Genomic DNA, 19,353 nt, shown 5'->3' on the forward strand with positions numbered 1-19,353 from the left:
GCGCAGAGCGTGGTTTATTTAGCTCAAGGGAGCTTCACACTGTGAGCACCTCATCCTTGACGTAGTACAGGCGGATCATGGTTGGGTGCTGGTCTTGCTTGAAATGACAGCGGACTGCTTCGCGAACCTGATCACGCAGCTCCTCGTAGGTGTCAGCTTCTGTATAGATGGAGTGATTGAGCGCACGTGCAGTGAGACGGCCATCTGCGGCGTTTTCAACCAGGAATACGATTTCGCTCATGGTGGGCCTGCTCTATCGGGATAATGATGCGACGAACTATGGATGGGCATGACCTCGCCCGTAGGCCACACAAATTGTGGTGGCGCGAAATGGAAAAGGCCCCCTTGCGGGGGCCTTAGGGTTGAGCTGACCAGGGGGTGATCCAGCTCAAGGGTTGCCCACAGAGTGCAAGGGGGCAGACCCTGTGGACCTGCTTAGGATGGTGCGAAATCCAAAACAAAGACATCAGCGGATATCTTGATTTGCTGTACGTCTTCACCGTCCAACATAGATGAGGCGCCCTTAATCTCTGTCACGACCTGACTGAGACGCGCGAAATTTCGAATTCGATTGACATATGCCTTCGATGGGTCCATTGGTGGCGGACCGATTCGCCGCAGAATCCGCAATGGACCTGGGCAATGAGTACGTTGGGTTATTCGTACGAACCCAACAGCGAGGGTGAAGTCATCCGCGTTGCGCAGTATGTGCGGATGTCTACGGAGCATCAGCAATACTCTACTGAGAACCAGCGTAGCGTTAATGAAGCCTATGCCGCTGCGCATGGCATGGTGATCGTTCGGACCTACGCGGACGACGGCAAGAGCGGACTCAGGCTCACTGGTCGTCACGCATTGCAGCGACTGTTGAAAGACGTTCAAGCAAGCCCGCTACCTTTCACTTCCCTCTTGGTCTACGACGTTAGCCGTTGGGGACGCTTTCAAGATGCCGATGAGAGCGCGTATTACGAATTTCTTTGCCGCCGCGCTGGCGTTAACGTCGAGTATTGCACTGAGCCTTTCGAAAACGACGGCACACCGGCGTCTACGCTGATGAAGAGCATCAAGCGCTGGATGGCTGGAGAATATAGTCGTGAACTGTCCAACAAAGTCTTTTATGGACAATCCCGACAGATCCGCCTTGGCTTTCACCAGGGAGGTACCGCTGGCTTCGGCCTTAGGCGCCAGCTACTGGACGAACGATGTAGGCCCAAGCTTTTACTCAAACGTGGAGAGGTAAAAAATCTCAGGACAGAACACGTAAAGCTCGTTCAAGGGCCGCCTAATGAAACAGCCGTGGTCATGCGTATCTACGACATGTTCGTGAGGCAGCGCTGCACGATGGCCTATATCGCCGAACAACTAAACGGCGAGCGCGTCTGCACTGATTTAGGGCGGACGTGGACACCAACGACCATACGAAGTGTGCTCACCAACGAGAAGTACATCGGAAATAGTGTCTACAACAGAACCTCTTTTAAGCTAAAGCATCGGCGCCAAGTAAACAGCCCTGATACGTGGGTTCGCCACGATGGTGCGTTTGAGGCAGTTATTTCATCAGCGTTATTCGTTCAAGCAAAAGCTATTTTCGCCGAGAAGGCCAAGCGCTTTCCCAAAGAGTTGATGCTAAGTGACCTTCGCAAACTCTTCGAAAAGGAAGGTTATCTCAGCGCACCACTGATCAACGCTCAAGCGAATATGCCAAAGGCAGCCACCTATAAAACCAGATTTAAAGGCCTTGTTGACGCCTACGCATTGATTGGCGTTCAACCCACTAAACAACATGCATATGTTCATATCAATCGTGAGCGCCGGCAGGTGCACCACGATTTCGTTGAGCAACTCTGCGCTGCCCTTGAAGGCGCCGGGGCTAGCGTAGCTATCCGAGACCATCATCGGCTATTGATCATCAACGACGAACTCACGCTTTGGGTAGCTGTCGCGCGTCGCTATGACATGTGTGGCCGCATACCTCGTTGGCGATCCTGGCCGTGCTACCCGACCGAGTGCGATATCGCCGTCATCATGCGTGTAGGGCCGGATAACAGAACTGCGATGGATTACTACATCTTTCCGGGCATCGATCTACCTGCCCGCGTTATTGCGTTGGCCGAGGACCATAACGAACTAGGTATCGATACCTATCGGTTCCAGTCGCTGGAACCATTGCTCGATATCGCCAGAAGGGGGCCATTAGCCAAGTTGCCCTGACCCGAAGGAGGGCCATTCATGCATACCGTCACCATGAATCCGACGAAGCACATTAACGTGCCCAATCCACGGGTGCGAAATCGGCGTATTCATCAGCAGATGATCGATAACATCGCTTTGGTGGGCCTAAAGCGCCCCATCACCGTGACTCGAAGTAACGAGGCCGATTCACCCACCAAATTCGATCTTGTGTGCGGTCAGGGCCGGCTTGAAGCCTATATGCAGTTGAGCTGGCCTGAGATCCCTGCGTTCGTCGTTGATGCCAAGGAAGACGACTGCTTGTTGATGGGTCTTGTCGAAAACATCGCAAGACGCACACCGTCGGCTCGTGAGTTGATGAAGGCCATCGAAACGCTTAGGCAGCGCGGCTACGGCGAAAGCGCTATCGCAACCAAACTTGGGGTGACGTACAGCTGGGTCAATATGTTGACCCAGCTGATGAACCATGGCGAAGAGCGCCTTGTAGACGCCGTCGAATTGGGTCTGATGCCCGTTGCCTTAGCCGTGGATATTTCACGTAGCGATGAGCCGGGGGAGCAACAAGCGCTGACCGATGCATACGCCCAAGGCTTGAAGGGGCGCAAGCTAAGTGCCGTTCGCAAGATTCTTCAACAACGCGCCCAATACGGTAAAGCCACCCACAAAACTGGCCGAAAGTCCGTGGGTCAGCCTCGACTCACGCCTAGCTATTTACGGGAGATCTACCGGAAGGAAGTTGAAAAGCAGACTCTGATGAAGCGGAAGTTGGACTTTACGCACAGCAAAGTCATGTTCGTGGTCCAGGCTCTTTCGACCCTACGCGAAGATAAGGATTTCATGGATCTCGTCGAGAAAGAAGGATTAAACACCCTTCCCCTCGCACTATCCCAGCGACTGAATTCAGGCGGTGCGCCATGAACGATTCCGCTCACCACTCTCCCAGAGCCCTAGCCGCCGCCTTCGAGAGCCAAACCCGCGTCATAGCGGTGAAGAACATCATTCCTCTTAAGGCCTTCGACAAAGAGATCAAGCAAAGCCGGCGCTACCATCAAATAAGGGCATCCTTCGACGCGATTGGTTTCGTGGAATACCCGGTGGTCGTACCCAACCCAAGCGATAGCGAAACGTATTTTTTGCTCGACGGTCTTCTACGCCTGCATGTTCTACAGGATCGCAAGATCACCGAGGTTGAATGCCTCGTGGCGACCGATGAAGAGGCCTATACGTATAACAAGCACGTCAACCGCCTTGCTCCCGTGCAAGAACATCACATGATTGTGCGTGCTGTGTCGCGTGGAGTATCGATGGAGCGAATCTCCCAGGCGCTCGACCTGGAGCCCGTCTCGGTACGCCGCCGCATTCGCTTGCTGGATGGCATTTGTCCCGAAGTGGCGCGACTGCTTGAGGACAAACATTGCCCGCTAGTGATCTTCGAACTGATCAAACACATGACCCCACCCCGACAGACGGAGGCGGCGGAGCTGATGGTCGGACAGAGTAACTACACCGTCGTGTTCGCCAGGGCTCTCCTCGCGGCAACGCCACCCGACCAGCTAACACCAGCGCGAATGACCAAGAGCGTACTCAGTAACGTGACCCGCGAAGACATCGCACGTCTGGAGCGGGAACTCGCGACAACTCAGCAGCGCACGCGCTCCGTGGAAGAAGGCTACGGGATCGATAACCTGACTCTCACGGTGACGAAGACCTATCTCGCCAAGCTGTTGCGGAACTCCCCTATCAGCGCATGGCTAGGCAAGAACCGGCCCGATTTCCTCGCCGAATTTCAGTCCATCGCGGAAATCAGCAGCTTAAATGTCGCCAATCCCATTGCGGGCTCAATAACCGGCATGAAACCAACATCCAAAAGGGCGGTTCACCGACAACCTTTAGCTTGACGTTGGAGTGGGTGCGCTTTAGTTTTGCCCCGTCGCTGCCAAATCAGCGACCGGGTGTAGGAACCCGATTTACCACGGCGCAATGCGCCGACCGGCGCTTTTTCTTTGCGCTAGCACTCCCGCGTTCATGGCGGGCGTGTCGGGCAGGCTTCGGCCTGGCCGGGTCTCGTGGTACCGGTTTCCTACCCTGGCACGTCCGCCGCCCGCGCTCGTGCGGGTGGCGGCTACCCGTCGCGCAAAGGAGCGTTCGATGAAAGAGAAAGCCCCAGGAGCCTGGCTCACCCTCCAAACCAGTTACTACCCTGCCCCCGTCGGCAGCCCGCTCGACCTGCTGAGTGATTCCTACATGCTGCTGGAATGCGCTCAAGGTATCGTCCATCTCATGCGGAATGCACTACAACTCTCCCCCTGCGTCGACGCGCGCTCGCTAACGCTTGCGCTAAAAGGCGTCGAAACGCTTATGGAAATGAGTGCAGGCTCCACCGAAGCGGCCCATGTACGCTTCGAGCAGATCGGGGACGGCTGGGTCACAAGCCACTAAAGTACCGGTCAGAGTCGTGCTTCGGAAATGACTCTGACCTCTTTTCTCTGGCAACGTTTTAAGACCTTCGCCTAATTGCCCGCACGACTGGCACCTCTCATCATGTCGTCAGATATCTGGGAGGAACCGGCAATGCATAAGGACAACGAACGAGGATTGGCGCGTTTCGCAATGCAATGCACCCTGTGGGCGGAACGGTGGTTTCCCGACGCATGGGTGTTTGCGGCGCTGGGGGTGCTGGTGGTCGCGCTGGCAGCGTTGGGTTTTGGCGCCACGCCGAAGGCCGCCGTGAGTGCATTCGGTGACGGCTTCTGGAGCCTGATCCCATTCACGATGCAAATGGCGTTTGTGGTGATCGGTGGTTATGTCGTGGCCACGGCACCGCTGGTTGCACGCCTTATCGATCTTCTGGCGCGTGTGCCGCGCAGTGGACGTGGTGCGATCTGTTATGTCGGATTGATCAGCATGCTGGCGTCGTTGCTGTCATGGGGTTTTTCTCTGGTGTTTGGTGGCCTGCTGGTGCGCGCGCTGGCACGACGCGAAGAATTGCACATGGATTACCGCGCAGCAGGCGCCGCGGCGTATCTCGGCCTAGGCGCCGTGTGGGCGATGGGATTGTCTTCGTCGGCTGCGCAGCTGCAGGCGAACCCGGCGAGCATGCCGCCGGGGTTGTTGAAGATCACGGGTGTGCTGCCTTTCAGTCAGACGATTTTTCTGTGGCAGTCGATCGCGCTGACGAGTGTGCTAATCGCGGTGTCGCTACTGATCTGCTGGTTCACTGCGCCATCGAAAGACAATGCACGCACCGCGCAGGATTTTGGCGTGACGGAAACAGCCACACCGGCACTACCGCCGCGCAGTCGGCCGGGCGAGTGGCTGGAATACAGCCCGCTGCTGTCGCTGCTGATCGGACTGCTCGGTTTCGGCTGGCTCGCTTATGAATTCGCGAGCAAGCCGGCGGTGACGGCTATTGCGAATCTCAACACGTACAACCTTTTGTTTCTCACCGTTGGCCTGGTGCTGCACTGGCGGCCGCGTAGCTTTCTCAATGCGGTGTCGCGTGCGGTGCCGAGTACGGCCGGCGTGCTGATCCAATTTCCGCTGTATGGCGGTATCGCGGCATTACTTACGCACGCACCGGGCTTCGGCGATGAAACGCTGGCGCATCGGTTGTCCGGGATGTTCGTGCACATCGCCTCCACCGACACATTTACGCTGGTGATGGGTGCTTACTCCGCCGTGCTTGGTTTCTTTGTGCCATCGGGCGGCGGAAAGTGGCTGGTCGAAGCACCCTACGTGATGCAGGCAGCGAACGACCTGCATGTGCATCTGGGCTGGGCCGTGCAGGTTTACAACGCCGCCGAAGCGCTGCCGAATCTGATCAACCCCTTCTGGATGCTGCCGCTGCTTGGTGTGCTCGGGTTGAAGGCGCGCGATGTGGTCGGCTTCACCTTCATGCAGATGCTGGTGCATGTGCCACTGGTGCTGGGCCTGTTGTGGCTGCTTGGCCGTACGCTTACTTATGTACCGCCGATGATGCCTTGAGTGAGAGCTACCCTGCAGATGGAAATGACTCTGCCCCCCTCCCCTTTCTGCGATGAATCATCTACAACCGTATTGCCGCCAATCCCGATGTGCTTAACGCATGATTTAACGGTAGGCAATTTACACGCCGTGTTGCTCAATAAAGCCTGGCAGGAAATACAGGAGGGCGTTGACTGTCTCAACAGATACTTCGTGCCACTGAGCATGAAGTGCGGCGTTCCTGAGATCTTTGTACGCCAGCAGTTGACCTTTGGTGGCTTTCGTAATTTTGTTTTCTTTGAAAAGCTCAGTAGTCACTATGCTGAATTCTTGATTGGCAAGGCTTTGAAGTCCATGTTTGATCGCAAGACGCTTAACTGAGTCTTCAAGAACGATGCAAAGAAGAGCGGCCGCAACATCTTTGGCATTCTCAGCTATGGCGTTTCTTGCCGCCTCAATGAAATCGGACTGTACGTCAACAAGAATCTGCGTACGAAGATCAGCGAGAAGGCCTCCTCTAATAGCCTCGATCGTGCCTCGCAACATACCCTCAGCCGCACGTAGGTGCGTCAAACTGCGCAATGTTGCCACGCCTTTAATACGTTTTGCTATGTCGTGGTTAGGTCCGTAAACGTAATCCACGAGCACGCACACTTCCACCGAAAGTGCCGCGAGTGCGACGCCATCCTGGAAATGTGCAAAAGTTCGCGGCCCTTCCTTGACCCATGTCTTTGCAACCGGCTCAAATTTGAGCAAAACTTTTTCGATCTTCTGGACCAACAAATCCTCTTGCTGCATCTTTTTCCCTATAAAAAAGGCAGACTCATTCTTAAATGACAAGAAAAAACTCTATCCTTTTTTTGATATTCAATAAATTAACATGAAGGCGGCCACCGACTTAAATCAATAACATGAGGAAGTCGCAGCCACATTCAATGCCGGCCAAAAGGCCTCGGAAAAGGGCCAGAAGTAGTTAAGTTACTTTAACTACCTCCGCCCCCTTTAGGGTTTGGCCCCCTTTAGCGTTTCGCGGGTCTTGTTCATCACTGCGTGGTGCGATTGGCTGAGCCAGCCTTGATCAGTTTTATCGCTTCATCCGGCCCACTTTCACGATCATCCGGAAATTCAGAACCAAACCACTCAAGAAAACACACAATCCCATTTAGGGGATTGGAAAGTATCAGTGCATGATCACGCAAATCGACGCGACGCTCGTCTAGAGGGCGCGTCAAGATCCCAAGCTCATAAATTGTTGAGTCGATTGCGTCACATAGAAAAGGAAACCCGCCAACGGACTGCGCTAGCTCAACTCCAACTTTGGGCGGTAGCATCGCGATCCTTTCGAGTGCCATGCGGTCGAATATAGGCTTAATTGTCTTAACAGCCACTGCTATTCGCTGCATTGGATCTACATACGGTTGGCCGTTAGGGATATCCGCTAGTTCGTCAAGCCAGCGCCGCATGTGCACTGCATGGATAACAATCTTTTGGATATCGGTGTACATATATGAGGCTGCTATCCGAGCAAGCTCATTACGCTGACGATTTCGACGACGCCTTTCTGTGTCGCTTACCAAAACGGCCGCCAGCGCGGCCAAAAATGCCCCTACCCCCGCAACCCACGCACCTTGATCTGAAGACGTCAGGGAAAGCCACCAGCGAGCAATATCCCATGGCCAAAAAGTATGCCCGAGGTGCCGCGAAACGCTGCAAACTGGATCGGTATTCATACCCTACCCTTTAGCTAGTGCAGCTAAACACATCAGGTTAAGCCAACACAAATGGGTCATGTTGACCAAAATACAGTCCCATCCCACACCTGCGGTCACTCATGACGCTGTGAGCTAAACACTCTCCTGAAATCCTCTCTATCATTCAGCCGAATCAATATAGGATTCTCACAGCTCGATGCCTTGCCAAAAAAAACCGCGTGCCTTTCCGAGATAGTTGACAGGGAGCTGGCATAGTCTCTACCAATGTAATTTGAGAGAAACTCCTTGCCGGTTTCATCAAAGGTCCTCATAGCGAATATAGTGTTGCACTGATTTAAGATTGTCTTAGTGACATTTGCAGTTCGCTGAGTGATAAGCAGGCATCCAAGCCCATACTTTCTCCCCTGAAGAATTGCCCTTGCCGTGCCATTGGTAGCTTCGCGGTCCGAAGGCGTTGCAACGGAACTAAATTCAGGCACAAGTGAATGCGCTTCCTCATAGACCAAACAAACCCTCGCCTGATCCGACATCCGATCTTGCAGGAGTTGCAGCGCAAGCTCAGAGACAATCCTCGTTATCTCCACTGACGTCACGCTCCACAGCGCGGCACCACGCTTCCATTGCCCTCTTTCCTGATAGGTTTTGGCTTCCGACATTTGTTTACTGCCAGTAACCTGCGCCGGATTGTAAATCTTAAGCATTTTCCCACTGGTTACGCTTAGAAATTCGCGCAGATCGTTAGAGATTGCTTCTCGGATGTTGTTAAGACTTCCGCCATCTTCCGGATTCTCCGCATAGGCCTCGCGATCACGCTCTCCCGCTGCCGCGATCATCCTTAAGCACTTATCCTCGTGCGCACGATCTAGATAGCTATCCAATTCAACGGAATATTGATTTGTAAGATCTAAGCAGATGACCTTAATTCCCTCGGCCATCATTCTCTCCACTAGCTCAATAGCAAGCATACTTTTACCAACACCGAGGATGCCCAAGATTGCTGTGTTATGAGTAACCAATTCATGGATATTTCGTATCGAAGCTGGGTAGTTTGTTCCTGGGAAATGACCAACCGCACTCCTTTCCGGAACAAAATGATCGGTAAGCCTCAAATAAACCGGGGAATTGGGGCGGGGAAGCCACTTTGATGCAACAAATCGCTTCGCTCCTGGGTCCCATATACCTATCTTCTGAGCCTGTGCCCTGGCATACCCATGCGTATTCTTCTGTTGAACGACCTCCTCTCGAGTGAGACCGTTCACTATTTGATATGTAACTGTCTCACGTGACACCGAAACTTCGACAAGTCGCCCTTCCTCCAAACTTTCGTCCCTCGAAACTTCAAAGAAAAGCTTTTCGAGAGAAGTATCAGCTGCGACGATTCCAACTAAAGAATCGACGTTTGAGAATCGCTCATCCAGGGGCTTATCTAGACATTCTCGTGATATCAGCGCCACTTCGTTTTTCTGAAGACCCAAAACTCTAGGCTGGGATAATTTATTAATTTTTGCCGAAGATATCTCTACCAGCCTAAGCAACACACCATCATCTCGACCAACGTAGTCTAGCGCAGCACATATTTTCGGCTCCCCCGTAGGATCATTCACGACGACAAAATCACCAGGCGACAACGCGGAACCTAAACTTTTTCGGCAAAGAATGAGACCTGGAGTCTGGTATGCGACTACCGCGCCACCAGTCACGAATGCCGCATCGCCTTTCAATATTTCCTTGAGCCTATTAAATAAACGAGCTAATCCATCAAGAGGCGATAGAACTCCAACAATCACCCAGGCCAGCGAAATCAAACCAATCTCTTTCGCCGAGTTGCGATGATAGACATACAAGGCAAATATGATCACAACGGTAAAGATTGCTCTTGGTGTACCCAGAACCTCCGACAGCGATTTCGCAACAGCTGATGTTTTTTCAGCCAGCTGCGCGTGCAATCCAAGCGAAATAATTGCAATCGCAGCGATCAAGGCAACACCAATTACGTAGCTCATTGCGACAACAAAGGCTACTTGCTCACCGCTTCCCCACGTTACCCAATTATTGCTTAGCGCCAACGCGATCGCTGCGGGCGCGGCATAGAGCACGACATCAGAGGGCTTAACAAAAAATGGAGTGTCAAGCCGGCTTCCCAAAATTAGGCCGAGGAGGGCAACGTAAAACCAGAAGCCTTTGTCACCATTTGGCGGAAAGATATGGCCAAAGACCAGCCAACTCACAAAGCATAAAATCACTACTTCAAACAAAAGAAATCCAAATCGCATCCTCTGCGACAAAGGTCTTGATTTCATTTGGAACCTCCCCCTGTGGAGATTTTTTTGAATATATACCTAAACGAAAACGCCCGCTTGCGCGGGCGTTTTCGCAGACTACTCACACTCTGCTACATATTCCGCCGATACTCCCCACCCACGTCATACAACGCGTGGCTGATTTGGCCTAGCGAGTTGTACTTCACCGCCTCCATCAACTGCTCGAACACATTCTTCCGCTCGCGCGCGGTGTTCTGCAGCACCTTAAGGCTCTCCGGCGCCAACGTATTGCGTGCGTCGCCGTAGCCTTTGACGTTGGTGATCTGCTGCCCTTTCTCTTCTTCCGTGCTGCGGATGAGTTCGATCTCGGTGGCGATTTCGCCGCCGTGGTCTTTGGGCAGGAAGGTGTTGACGCCGATCAGCGGCAGGCTGCCGTCGTGTTTCTTTTGTTCGTAGTACATCGATTCTTCCTGAATCTTGCCGCGCTGGTACATGGTGTCCATGGCGCCGAGTACGCCGCCGCGTTCGCTGATGGCTTCGAATTCTTTGTACACGGCTTCTTCGACGATGTCGGTGAGGGCGTCGACCACGTAGCTGCCCTGCCACGGGTTTTCGTTGAAGTTGAGGCCGAGTTCTTTGTTGATGATCATCTGGATGGCTACGGCGCGGCGCACGCTTTCTTCGGTGGGCGTGGTGATAGCTTCGTCGTAGGCGTTGGTGTGCAGGCTGTTGCAGTTGTCGAACAGTGCGTACAGCGCTTGCAGCGTGGTGCGGATGTCGTTGAACTGGATTTCCTGCGCGTGCAAGGAGCGGCCGGAGGTTTGGATGTGGTACTTCATCATCTGGCTGCGGGCGCTGGCGCCGTAGCGTTCGCGCATGGCGCGCGCCCAGATGCGGCGGGCGACACGGCCGATAACGGTGTATTCCGGGTCCATGCCGTTGGAGAAGAAGAAGCTTAGGTTCGGCGCGAAGTCGTCGATGTTCATGCCGCGCGCGAGGTAGTACTCCACGATGGTGAAGCCGTTGCTGAGCGTGAAGGCGAGCTGGCTGATCGGGTTGGCGCCGGCTTCGGCGATGTGATAGCCGGAGATGGAGACCGAATAGAAGTTGCGCACTTTGTTGTCGACAAAGTACTGCTGGATGTCGCCCATCATGCGCAGTGCGAATTCGGTGCTGAAGATGCAGGTGTTTTGCGCCTGGTCTTCTTTGAGAATGTCGGCTTGCACGGTGCCGCGCACGTTGCTGAGCGTTTCGGCTTTGATGGTGGCGTAGGTTTGCGCATCCACCAGTTGATCGCCGGACACGCCGAGCAGGCCGAGGCCGAGACCTTCGTTGCCTTTGGGCAGGTCGCCGGAATAGTTCGGGCGCTTGCCGTGGGCGTAGAGCTCGGCGATGCGCTTTTCGGCGGCGGCCCAGCGGGTGGGATCGGCCTTGAGGTATTTCTCTACGTTCTGATCGATCGCGGTGTTCATGAACATCGCGAGGATGATCGGCGCGGGGCCGTTGATGGTCATCGATACGGAGGTGCTGGGCGCGCTGAGGTCGAAGCCGGAGTACAGCTTCTTCATGTCGTCGAGCGTGGCGACGTTGACGCCGGAGTTGCCGATCTTGCCGTAGATGTCGGGGCGCGGTGCCGGGTCTTCGCCGTACAGGGTGACGGAGTCGAAGGCGGTGGAGAGGCGTGTGGCGGCACCGCCTTGGCTCAGGTAATGGAAGCGGCGGTTGGTGCGCTCGGGTGTGCCCTCGCCTGCGAACATGCGGGTGGGGTCTTCGCCGCTACGGCGATATGGGTACACGCCGCCGGTGTAGGGGTAATGGCCGGGGAGGTTTTCGCGCATCAGAAAGCGCAGCAGGTCGCCCCAGTCTTTGGTTTTGGGTGGCGAGACTTTCGGAATTTTTTGGTGGCTGAGCGAGTCGCGGTAGTTTTCGACGCGGATGGTTTTGTCGCGGACTTTGTATTCGTTGACGTCGGCGGTGACGGACTCGTAGCGCGCAGGCCAATCGCGCAGCAGGTGGATGGCTTCGTGACTGAGTTCGCGTAGGGCGGCGTTGTAGCGTTGGCGAAGTAGAACTAGCGTGCGGTCCACGACGTCGTCGTCCCGGCGTAGGCCGGGATCCAGTGTCTTTGCGTCTGAGTTGTGCGCTTCGCGCGCATTACTTGACTGGGTCCCGGCGTTCGCCGGGACGACGGGGGAGTGTGAGGTGGGGTGGAGGTCGTCGTGGTCGTAGCGTTCGAGGGCGCGTGGGAGTTTCGAGTCACCGAGGTCTTTTAGCGATTCGTAGTAGTGCTGCGCTTTGCTGGCGAATTCGGCTTCGCGTTCGATCTCGCTGTTGATGCCGCGGCCCTGCTCGGCGATTTCCGCGAGGTAGCGCACGCGGGCGCCGGGGATCAGCACGGTGGCGCGTGGTTCTTTCAGGGTGGTGTCGAGGTTCGGTTTGAAATCGCAATTTGAAGCAAGAGCGACCCCACCCTGCCCTCCCCTGGAAGGGGAGGGTTCAAGATGCAGCTTGTTGCGCATCAGGCGGCAGAGGTTGGTGAACATCCAGGTGACGCCTGGATCGTTGAACTGGCTGGCGATGGTGGGGTACACCGGCACGTCTTCGTCTTTCAGGCTGAAGGCGGTGCGGTTGCGCTTCCACTGTTTGCGCACGTCGCGCAGCGCGTCTTCGGCGCCGCGTTTGTCGAATTTGTTGAGTACCACGAGTTCGGCGAAATCGAGCATGTCGATTTTTTCGAGCTGGCTGGCGGCGCCGTAGTCGCTGGTCATCACGTAGACGGGGAAGTCGACGAGGTCGACGATTTCCGAATCGCTTTGGCCGATGCCGGCGGTTTCGACGATCACCAGGTCGTAGGGCTGGCTCTTCAAGAAGTTGACGCAATCGTGCAGCACCACGTTGGTGGCGGCGTGCTGGCGGCGCGTGGCCATGGAGCGCATGTAGACGCGATGGCTGCGCAGCGCATTCATGCGGATGCGGTCGCCGAGCAAGGCGCCGCCGCTGCGGCGACGCGTGGGATCGACGGCGAGCACGGCGATGCGCATCTGCGGGAAGGCGTGCAGGAAGCGCAGCAGCAGTTCGTCCACCACGGAGGATTTGCCGGCGCCGCCGGTGCCGGTCATGCCGAGCACGGGGGTGTGTTTGCCGGCGAGCGACCATTCCTTGCGCAGACGCGTGAGTTCGGCGTCGCCGAGCTTGCCTTCTTCGATAGCGGAGAGCATGTGGCCGACGCTGTTTTCGTCGTCGATGCTTACTTTGGGAGGCACGAAGGCGACGGTCTGCTCGCGCTGGGCGGCGGCGTTGCCGGCGCGCAGCATCACGTCTTCGATCATCTCGGTAAGGCCGAGCTTCATGCCGTCGTTGGGGTGGTAGATGCGCTCCACGCCGTAGGCTTGCAGCTCGCGGATTTCTTCCGGCGTGATGGTGCCGCCGCCGCCACCGAACACGCGCACGTGGCTGGCGCCCTTCTCTTTGAGCATGTCCACCATGTACTTGAAGTACTCGACGTGGCCGCCCTGGTAGGAGGACAGCGCGATGGCGTCGGCGTCTTCTTGCAGTGCAGCACGAACCACGTCTTCCACCGAGCGGTTATGGCCCAGGTGAATGACTTCCGCGCCCTGCGACTGAATGATGCGGCGCATGATGTTGATGGCGGCATCGTGGCCGTCGAACAGGCTGGCGGCCGTGACAAAGCGCAGTGGACTGGTTTCGGCCTGCGCGGCGGTGGCAGGGACGTGCTTGGCGGGGGAACTCATGGGGACTCCGACAACGGATGAGCGAACCCCATCATTCTAGTGGGGTTGGCCGTTAAGCGCTCGGGATTACCCGATCGTTGGCGGTATTTGCGCCGGGCGGCGCGTTTGATCCTAAGATAGACCCAGCATTGCTCCAGGCTTTCCACCGATCGCGCGTGTATGCGCCTTTCACAAGGAAATGTCACCGATGCAATCGACCATTCCACTCCCTACGGCCGCCGACCCCACGACTCCGCGCCGTTTGCCGCGTCTACAGATGTGGCATCAGATTCTGATTGCGATGATTCTCGGCCTGGCAGTCGGGCATTTCATTGGCGAGCCCGCAAAAGTGCTGCAGCCGCTGGGCGACATCTTTATGTCGCTGATCCGCATGTGCGTGATACCGGTGGTGTTCGTGTCGCTGGTGTGCGGAATCATGTCGCTGTCGGATATGGCGGCGATGCGGCGTATTGCGTGGAAGTCGATTGCGATCTACGCGGTGTCGATGGCGATGGCCACCGTGCTGGCCCTGGGTGTCGCGAAGGTGTTCAACGTGGGCGCGGGTTTTGGCCTGACGGCTGGTGCTGCTAGCGCTACGGCGCCGGCCTCCACCAGCATCAAGGATGCGTTGATGAGTGCGATTCCGTCGAATCCATTCAAGGCGTTCGCGGAAGGCGCGCTGTTGCCGACGATTGTGTTTGCGATTTTCTTTGGGCTGGCGATCAATCTGGCGGGCGACGCGGCCGGCTCGGTGCGGCGGTTCTTCGAGAGTTTGTCGGCGGTGGTGTTCAAGCTGATCGACATGGTGCTGAAGTTTGCGCCGATCGGTGTGTTCGGCTTGATGGCGTATGTCACGGCGGATCACGGGTTTTCGGTGCTGGGGCACCTAGGCTCGCTGGTGGCGGTGAACTACGTGGTGATGCTGTTTTTCATGATCGTTATATGCAGCGCGATGCTGATGCTGTGGCGGCTGAATCCGCTGCCGTTTCTGCGCAAGATGATTCCGGTGCAGCTGTTTGCGTATTCGTCGGCGAGCAGCGCGGCCACGTTGCCGCTGAATCTGGAGAATACGCAGCGGCGTTTGGGTGTCGATCCGCGCGTGAGCAGTTTTGTGTTGCCGCTGGGTGCGACGGTGAATATGTCGGGGCTGGCTGTTTATCTCAGCACGGTGGTGATTTTTGCCAGCCATGCGTATGGCATTGCGCTTTCTTTCTCGCAGCTGGTGACGGTGGTGCTGACCATCACGCTGGTGTCGATTGGCGCGGCGGGTATTCCCGGTGCCGCACTCGTGGTGATGGGTTTGGTGCTCACCTCGGTCGGGTTGCCGCTGGAAGTGGTCGCGGTGATTGCGGCGGTGGACCGTTTGCTGGATATGTGCTGCACGGCGGCGAACGTCACCGGCGACTCCGTCACCGCGGTGATGGTGGCGAAGTCGGAAGGTGTGCTCGATCTCGAGTACTACAACCGAGCTTGATAACCCCTCCCCCTGCTTGCAGGGGGAGGTCGGGAGGGGGTGAACTCTTGCGGGGATGTTTGAGGCAAGTGCTCGACCCCTCCCCAGCCGTCCCCTGCAAGCAGGGGAGGGAGTTCACTCGCGGTCAGGCGAGACCGTAGGGCAAATTGGGTGATGCCACCACGCGATTGCCTACGCTTTCGCCGCGCAGAAAAGCGAGTGTGGCCTCGAGCACTTCTGGTGCATCCAGCACTTTGTGATGACCTAGCCCTTGCGTGGTGAGCAGGCGTGCGCCGGGCCAGAAACGGGCGTAACGCTCGCCCTCTTCCCACGGCACTTCGCGATCGTCCAGATCGTGCACCACAAGGCCTGGTTGACCGAGCATGGGTAGGTGGCGGTGTACTGCCAGATCGCGCGGAGCAATGCCGGTGCGTTGTTCGTACCACGCCATGAAAGGTTCGCGCAGGTGTTGGCCCAGATGCACGAAACGGAAGAAACGGTGTGCGGCCGCTTCGATATCGGCGGCCGGCGCAATCACCACCAATCGCTCTGCATACCAGTCTTCGTTTTGCGCCAGCGTCACGGCTGCGCCGCCCATGGAATGGCCGATGGCAAGCGCGGCGTTGCCGAAGTGTTGACCGACCGCGCGAATAGTGGCGATGCAATCGGGCAGCGTGCAGAAGCGACCGCTGCTGTCGCCGTGACCGGGCTGGTCGAAACTGACGACGGCAAAACCTAGCGCGCGCAGCTTCGCTACCCATGGCAAGTAGCGAAGGCCAAAACTGGACCAACCATGCACCAGCAACGCATACGGCTGCGTGCTGGGATCGCCCCATACATAGGTTGCGATGGATTCGCCGCCGATCTGCAGTTGTCCGCGTTGCATGTCGCGATCGGGTTGCGCGGCGCGCGCACGGCTACGACTGCTCGCGAAGGGTGTAGCGAACAGACGCGCGGCGCGATCCACCGTGCGCTCCGGTGCCAAGCGGCTACCGACGGCGAAACCGATGCGTACTGCGCCGAGCTTCAACGTGTGGCGCGATGAGTGATGGCGTGAGTGAGCGGTCTGGCGCTTCATGATGGGGCTCCTGGGGGTTCAGGGCTGGTAACTGGCAAATAGACGGTCGAGTGCTTTCCAGGTGCGAGAGCTGGCTTGTTCGAAACCGAACAGACCCGCGTCGTGATGCAGGCCGAGCATCAAGGCGTAGATTTCGAAGGCGAGTTGCTCGGGATCGGTGTCGGGGCCTAGTTCACCGACTTGCATCGTCAAACTCACGGCGCGCGCCAATTCGCGGCGCCAGTCGGATTGTTGTTTCAGCACGCGCTCGCGCAAGGCGCCGTCGGCACGGCCGTCGTACTCCACCGCGGCGCTGAGCAAGATGCATCCGCTCTGGTGGATGTGCCCCCACTCGACCCAGTTCTCGATCATGGTGCGCAGACGTCGCATGCCGCGCGGCTGTTTCAGCGCCGGTAGCATGATGAACTCGATGAAGCGCGTGGAGACGGCGTCCAGCAGGGCAAGCTGCAGATCTTCGCGAGAACCGAAGTGGGCGAAAACGCCGCTTTTGGACATTCCCACGCCCAGTGCCAGGGCGCCGATGGACAGACCTTCGAGGCCGTCGTGGCGGGCGAGCTGGTAGGCATGCTCGAGGATCAGCTCGCGGGTGGCGGCGCCTTTACTGGGGGTCGTGACAGCGTTCATGAGGCGAAAATAGCACGACCGTTCGTATTATTCCAGCCCCATGTGAGGCGACCGCCATCCATCATCCCTACCCCGCTTGCGGAGAGTTGCGGATTCACCGGCATGGGTGCATAGACAAGGTCACGTGCGCCGCGCATCGCAAGTAATTCTGCTGTTACCTGAACGAGCGAAAGCAATAGCGTCAACATCGGCAAATACGATTGCGTTTCCCGTACTGCAAGCCGCTTACTGCGGCTGCTTTTTGAATTGGACAATATTGGAGAGGACACCATGATCAGCATGACCCGCAAACTGGCACTGATAGCAGGCATTGGCCTTGCGCTGGCCAGCGTGAGTTACACACCACCCGCGACCGCGCAGGTTGTGGTCGGGGTCGGCATTGGCGTGGCGCCTCCGCCGCCGCGTTTCGAACGCGTTCCGCCGCCGCGACGCGGCTGGGTTTGGGCACCCGGTTACTGGCAGTGGAATCCGGGTTGGCGCCGCCACGTGTGGGTACCGGGTAGCTGGGTGCGTGCGCGTCCGGGCTATCGCTACTACCCCGGCTCGTGGGTGCAGGGCCGTGATGGCTGGCACCGCCGCGACGGTTATTGGGGTCGCTGATCTCGCAACAACCTGCGCTTCATCTCGCGATGGAGCGCAGGTATCGTTGGCCTAAGTGCCGACTAAACTTGCGACGGTTTTAAATCCACCTATCTGATCGGATCGACAGAATCTTCGGTCCACATTCACCTGGGGAAATCTTCCATGTCATTACGTCTTGCAGCTGTGGCTGCCTTGGCTGGTCTTACTGCAGTAACTGCGGGTTGCGTGGTGGAACAGCCACGTCCTCGTCCCGTGTATGTCGAACGTCCGGCACCGGCGCCAACCTACGTCGAAGTGGTGGCTCCGCAGCCGCCGCCGCAGGAAGTCGTGGAAGTGATTCCGCCGCCGCGCGAGGGCTTTGTCTGGGCTCGCGGTTACTGGCACTGGGAAGGCGGCCGTTATGTCGCTGTCCATGGTCACTGGGAGCAGGAGCGTCGCGGCTACCACTACCAGCATCCGCATTGGGAACAGGGTCGCGATGGCTGGCATTTCCGCGCTGGCGTGTGGGTTAGCGGCTGATTCCTTACGTACCTGGCAAGACCCAAACACCCTGCTTCGGCGGGGTGTTTTTTTGTGGCTGACATCGCGAGTCCGATGCGTTACGCGCCATAGCACTGGCGTCCCATGCATTTATGCGCAAACTGCCCGGCAAGGCCATTCGCAAAAGGGATTTGCCATGTTCCTCAAGGGTCAACGCGCTGTTCAAAAAATGCAGCTGCGAAACAGCCGGTATCGTTATCTGTACGGGATGTGTCTTCTGGCTTGCTCGATGTGTACTGCTCACGCACAGTCCTCGCCCCCGCCGTTGCCGCCGTCAAACACGATTCCCAAACTTGCACCGGTGGTCGTTACCGGCGTGCTGCCGGGACCGGCTTTGTGGAAAGTGAGTAAGGGCGATCACGTCATGTGGATACTCGGACTTACTTCCCCCGTGCCCAAGAACATGCAGTGGAAGTCCGCGGAGGTCGAACATCGGATCGCGACATCGCAAGCGGTACTGAAAGCACCCAGTTTGGAGATCGGCGTGCAGACAGGCTTCCTCCGAAGCATGCTGATGCCAACGAAGTCCGACATGAAAAACAATCCGAATGACCAAACCTTGCAGGATGTGCTGACACCGGAACTGTATCGACACTGGCGCATGCAAAAAGCCAACTATCTACCTGGCAATGAAAGCGTGGAACGCATGCGCCCGATCTTTGCCGGTCGCGAGCTGTATGAGTCCGCTCTCAAGCATCATGGTCTCGTCGATCAGTATGGTTTGGAGAGGACGATTTACAAGAAGGCCAGGCGCGACAGGGTCGACATCGTCGACACGTCGTATCGATTGATGCTGAGCGATCCAGGTGACTCCGTTCGATCGTTGGACAAGAAGTCCATGGACGATCAACGTTGCTTAGGCCAAATATTGGATGCTCTCGACCAGGATCTTGCCCAAACGACGGCACGCGCGAATGCCTGGGCGACGGGCGATATCGACACGCTGAAATCCGTGCTTGCGCAAGCGCAACAGGATGCTTGCCTGTCGACGGTCGACGACTCCCCCTTTGCGAAAGCGCTCGGCCTCGAGGACATCGAACATAGAGTCGAAAAGTCTTGGATCTCTATCGCGGAGCGTGCACTCGATCAAGACACCCAGACTGTCGCCGTATTGCCCATAGACCAATTGCTCGCGTCGAACGGTTACCTGAGCGTGCTGCAATCGGACGGTTACGTCGTGGAAGCGCCGACCGAATGATTAGGGTGCTCGCACCGGAGC

The 19,353-nt window shown here is 56.9% G+C and carries 17 protein-coding genes; 9 read left to right on the forward strand and 8 right to left on the reverse strand.

All coding sequences use genetic code 11. The features are described 5' to 3' along the window. Positions 1-34: 34 nt before the first annotated feature. Positions 35-241, reverse strand: coding sequence for a hypothetical protein (locus QQL64_RS08960; RefSeq protein ID WP_284398372.1), 207 nt, complete (start codon positions 239-241; stop codon positions 35-37). Between the two features lie 401 nt (positions 242-642). Between QQL64_RS08960 and QQL64_RS08965 the strand changes: the two genes are divergently transcribed. From QQL64_RS08965 to QQL64_RS08985, 5 genes are all read left to right on the forward strand, one after another. Continuing rightward, a complete protein-coding gene (locus QQL64_RS08965) occupies positions 643-2,211 on the forward strand; it encodes a recombinase family protein (RefSeq protein ID WP_284398375.1) in 1,569 nt (522 codons plus the stop codon). A gap of 18 nt (positions 2,212-2,229) precedes the next feature. Then, the gene (locus QQL64_RS08970; protein WP_284398377.1) at positions 2,230-3,108 is read left to right on the forward strand and encodes a plasmid partitioning protein RepB C-terminal domain-containing protein; all 879 of its coding nucleotides are present in this window, start codon (positions 2,230-2,232) and stop codon (positions 3,106-3,108) included. Next, positions 3,105-4,088, forward strand: a complete 984-nt coding sequence (locus tag QQL64_RS08975; protein WP_284398379.1) for a plasmid partitioning protein RepB C-terminal domain-containing protein — start codon at positions 3,105-3,107, stop codon at positions 4,086-4,088. The genes QQL64_RS08970 and QQL64_RS08975 overlap by 4 nt, the downstream gene beginning before the upstream one ends. 250 nt (positions 4,089-4,338) lie before the next feature. Further along, complete coding sequence (locus QQL64_RS08980) at positions 4,339-4,629, forward strand: hypothetical protein (protein WP_284398382.1); 291 nt, start codon at positions 4,339-4,341, stop codon at positions 4,627-4,629. 132 nt (positions 4,630-4,761) lie between these two features. Beyond that, the gene (locus tag QQL64_RS08985) at positions 4,762-6,174 is read left to right on the forward strand and encodes a short-chain fatty acid transporter (protein ID WP_284398384.1); all 1,413 of its coding nucleotides are present in this window, start codon (positions 4,762-4,764) and stop codon (positions 6,172-6,174) included. 120 nt (positions 6,175-6,294) lie between these two features. Here QQL64_RS08985 and QQL64_RS08990 read toward each other — a convergent pair whose 3' ends face one another. From QQL64_RS08990 to QQL64_RS09005, 4 genes are all read right to left on the reverse strand, one after another. Further along, on the reverse strand, positions 6,295-6,993 hold the full coding sequence (locus QQL64_RS08990) for a hypothetical protein (protein WP_284398388.1): 699 nt from the start codon (positions 6,991-6,993) through the stop codon (positions 6,295-6,297). A gap of 203 nt (positions 6,994-7,196) precedes the next feature. Beyond that, entirely contained in the window at positions 7,197-7,883 is a 687-nt protein-coding gene (locus QQL64_RS08995; RefSeq protein WP_284398390.1) for a hypothetical protein, read from the reverse strand. Between the two features lie 95 nt (positions 7,884-7,978). Continuing rightward, positions 7,979-10,165, reverse strand: a complete 2,187-nt coding sequence (locus QQL64_RS09000; protein WP_284398393.1) for an ATP-binding protein — start codon at positions 10,163-10,165, stop codon at positions 7,979-7,981. A gap of 92 nt (positions 10,166-10,257) precedes the next feature. Continuing rightward, positions 10,258-13,878 carry a methylmalonyl-CoA mutase family protein gene (locus QQL64_RS09005; RefSeq protein ID WP_284398396.1) on the reverse strand — a complete coding sequence of 1,207 codons (3,621 nt, stop codon included), beginning with the start codon at positions 13,876-13,878 and terminating at the stop codon, positions 10,258-10,260. 187 nt (positions 13,879-14,065) lie between these two features. On the opposite strand from QQL64_RS09005, the gene QQL64_RS09010 reads away from it, so the two are divergent. Further along, the gene (locus QQL64_RS09010; RefSeq protein WP_284398399.1) at positions 14,066-15,331 is read left to right on the forward strand and encodes a dicarboxylate/amino acid:cation symporter; all 1,266 of its coding nucleotides are present in this window, start codon (positions 14,066-14,068) and stop codon (positions 15,329-15,331) included. A gap of 124 nt (positions 15,332-15,455) precedes the next feature. Here the strand turns inward: QQL64_RS09010 and QQL64_RS09015 are convergent, their stop codons facing one another. Genes QQL64_RS09015 through QQL64_RS09025 form a run of 3 tightly spaced genes read right to left on the reverse strand, consistent with a single transcriptional unit; the run spans position 15,456 to position 17,293 of the window. Continuing rightward, on the reverse strand, positions 15,456-16,388 hold the full coding sequence (locus tag QQL64_RS09015) for an alpha/beta hydrolase (protein ID WP_284398402.1): 933 nt from the start codon (positions 16,386-16,388) through the stop codon (positions 15,456-15,458). 18 nt (positions 16,389-16,406) lie between these two features. After that, positions 16,407-17,012 (reverse strand): TetR/AcrR family transcriptional regulator, encoded by a 606-nt coding sequence (locus QQL64_RS09020; RefSeq protein WP_284398405.1) that lies wholly within the window; start codon positions 17,010-17,012, stop codon positions 16,407-16,409. Next, positions 17,009-17,293: a hypothetical protein gene (locus tag QQL64_RS09025; protein ID WP_284398407.1), complete on the reverse strand. Its 285-nt coding sequence runs from the start codon at positions 17,291-17,293 to the stop codon at positions 17,009-17,011. Before QQL64_RS09025 ends, QQL64_RS09020 begins: the two co-directional genes overlap by 4 nt. Here QQL64_RS09025 and QQL64_RS09030 point away from each other — a divergent pair. The 3 genes from QQL64_RS09030 to QQL64_RS09040 all read left to right on the forward strand — a co-directional run bounded on the left by QQL64_RS09030 (position 17,283) and on the right by QQL64_RS09040 (position 19,332). Continuing rightward, the gene (locus QQL64_RS09030; RefSeq protein WP_284398408.1) at positions 17,283-17,612 is read left to right on the forward strand and encodes a hypothetical protein; all 330 of its coding nucleotides are present in this window, start codon (positions 17,283-17,285) and stop codon (positions 17,610-17,612) included. The genes QQL64_RS09025 and QQL64_RS09030 overlap by 11 nt on opposite strands. A gap of 144 nt (positions 17,613-17,756) precedes the next feature. Continuing rightward, entirely contained in the window at positions 17,757-18,113 is a 357-nt protein-coding gene (locus QQL64_RS09035) for a hypothetical protein (RefSeq protein WP_284398410.1), read from the forward strand. 250 nt (positions 18,114-18,363) lie between these two features. Next, a complete protein-coding gene (locus QQL64_RS09040; RefSeq protein WP_284398412.1) occupies positions 18,364-19,332 on the forward strand; it encodes a TraB/GumN family protein in 969 nt (322 codons plus the stop codon). The last annotated feature ends 21 nt before the right edge of the window (positions 19,333-19,353 follow it).

It is taken from the genome of Dyella lipolytica, from assembly GCF_030160075.1.
Taxonomy (GTDB): Bacteria; Pseudomonadota; Gammaproteobacteria; order Xanthomonadales; family Rhodanobacteraceae; genus Dyella_B; species Dyella_B lipolytica.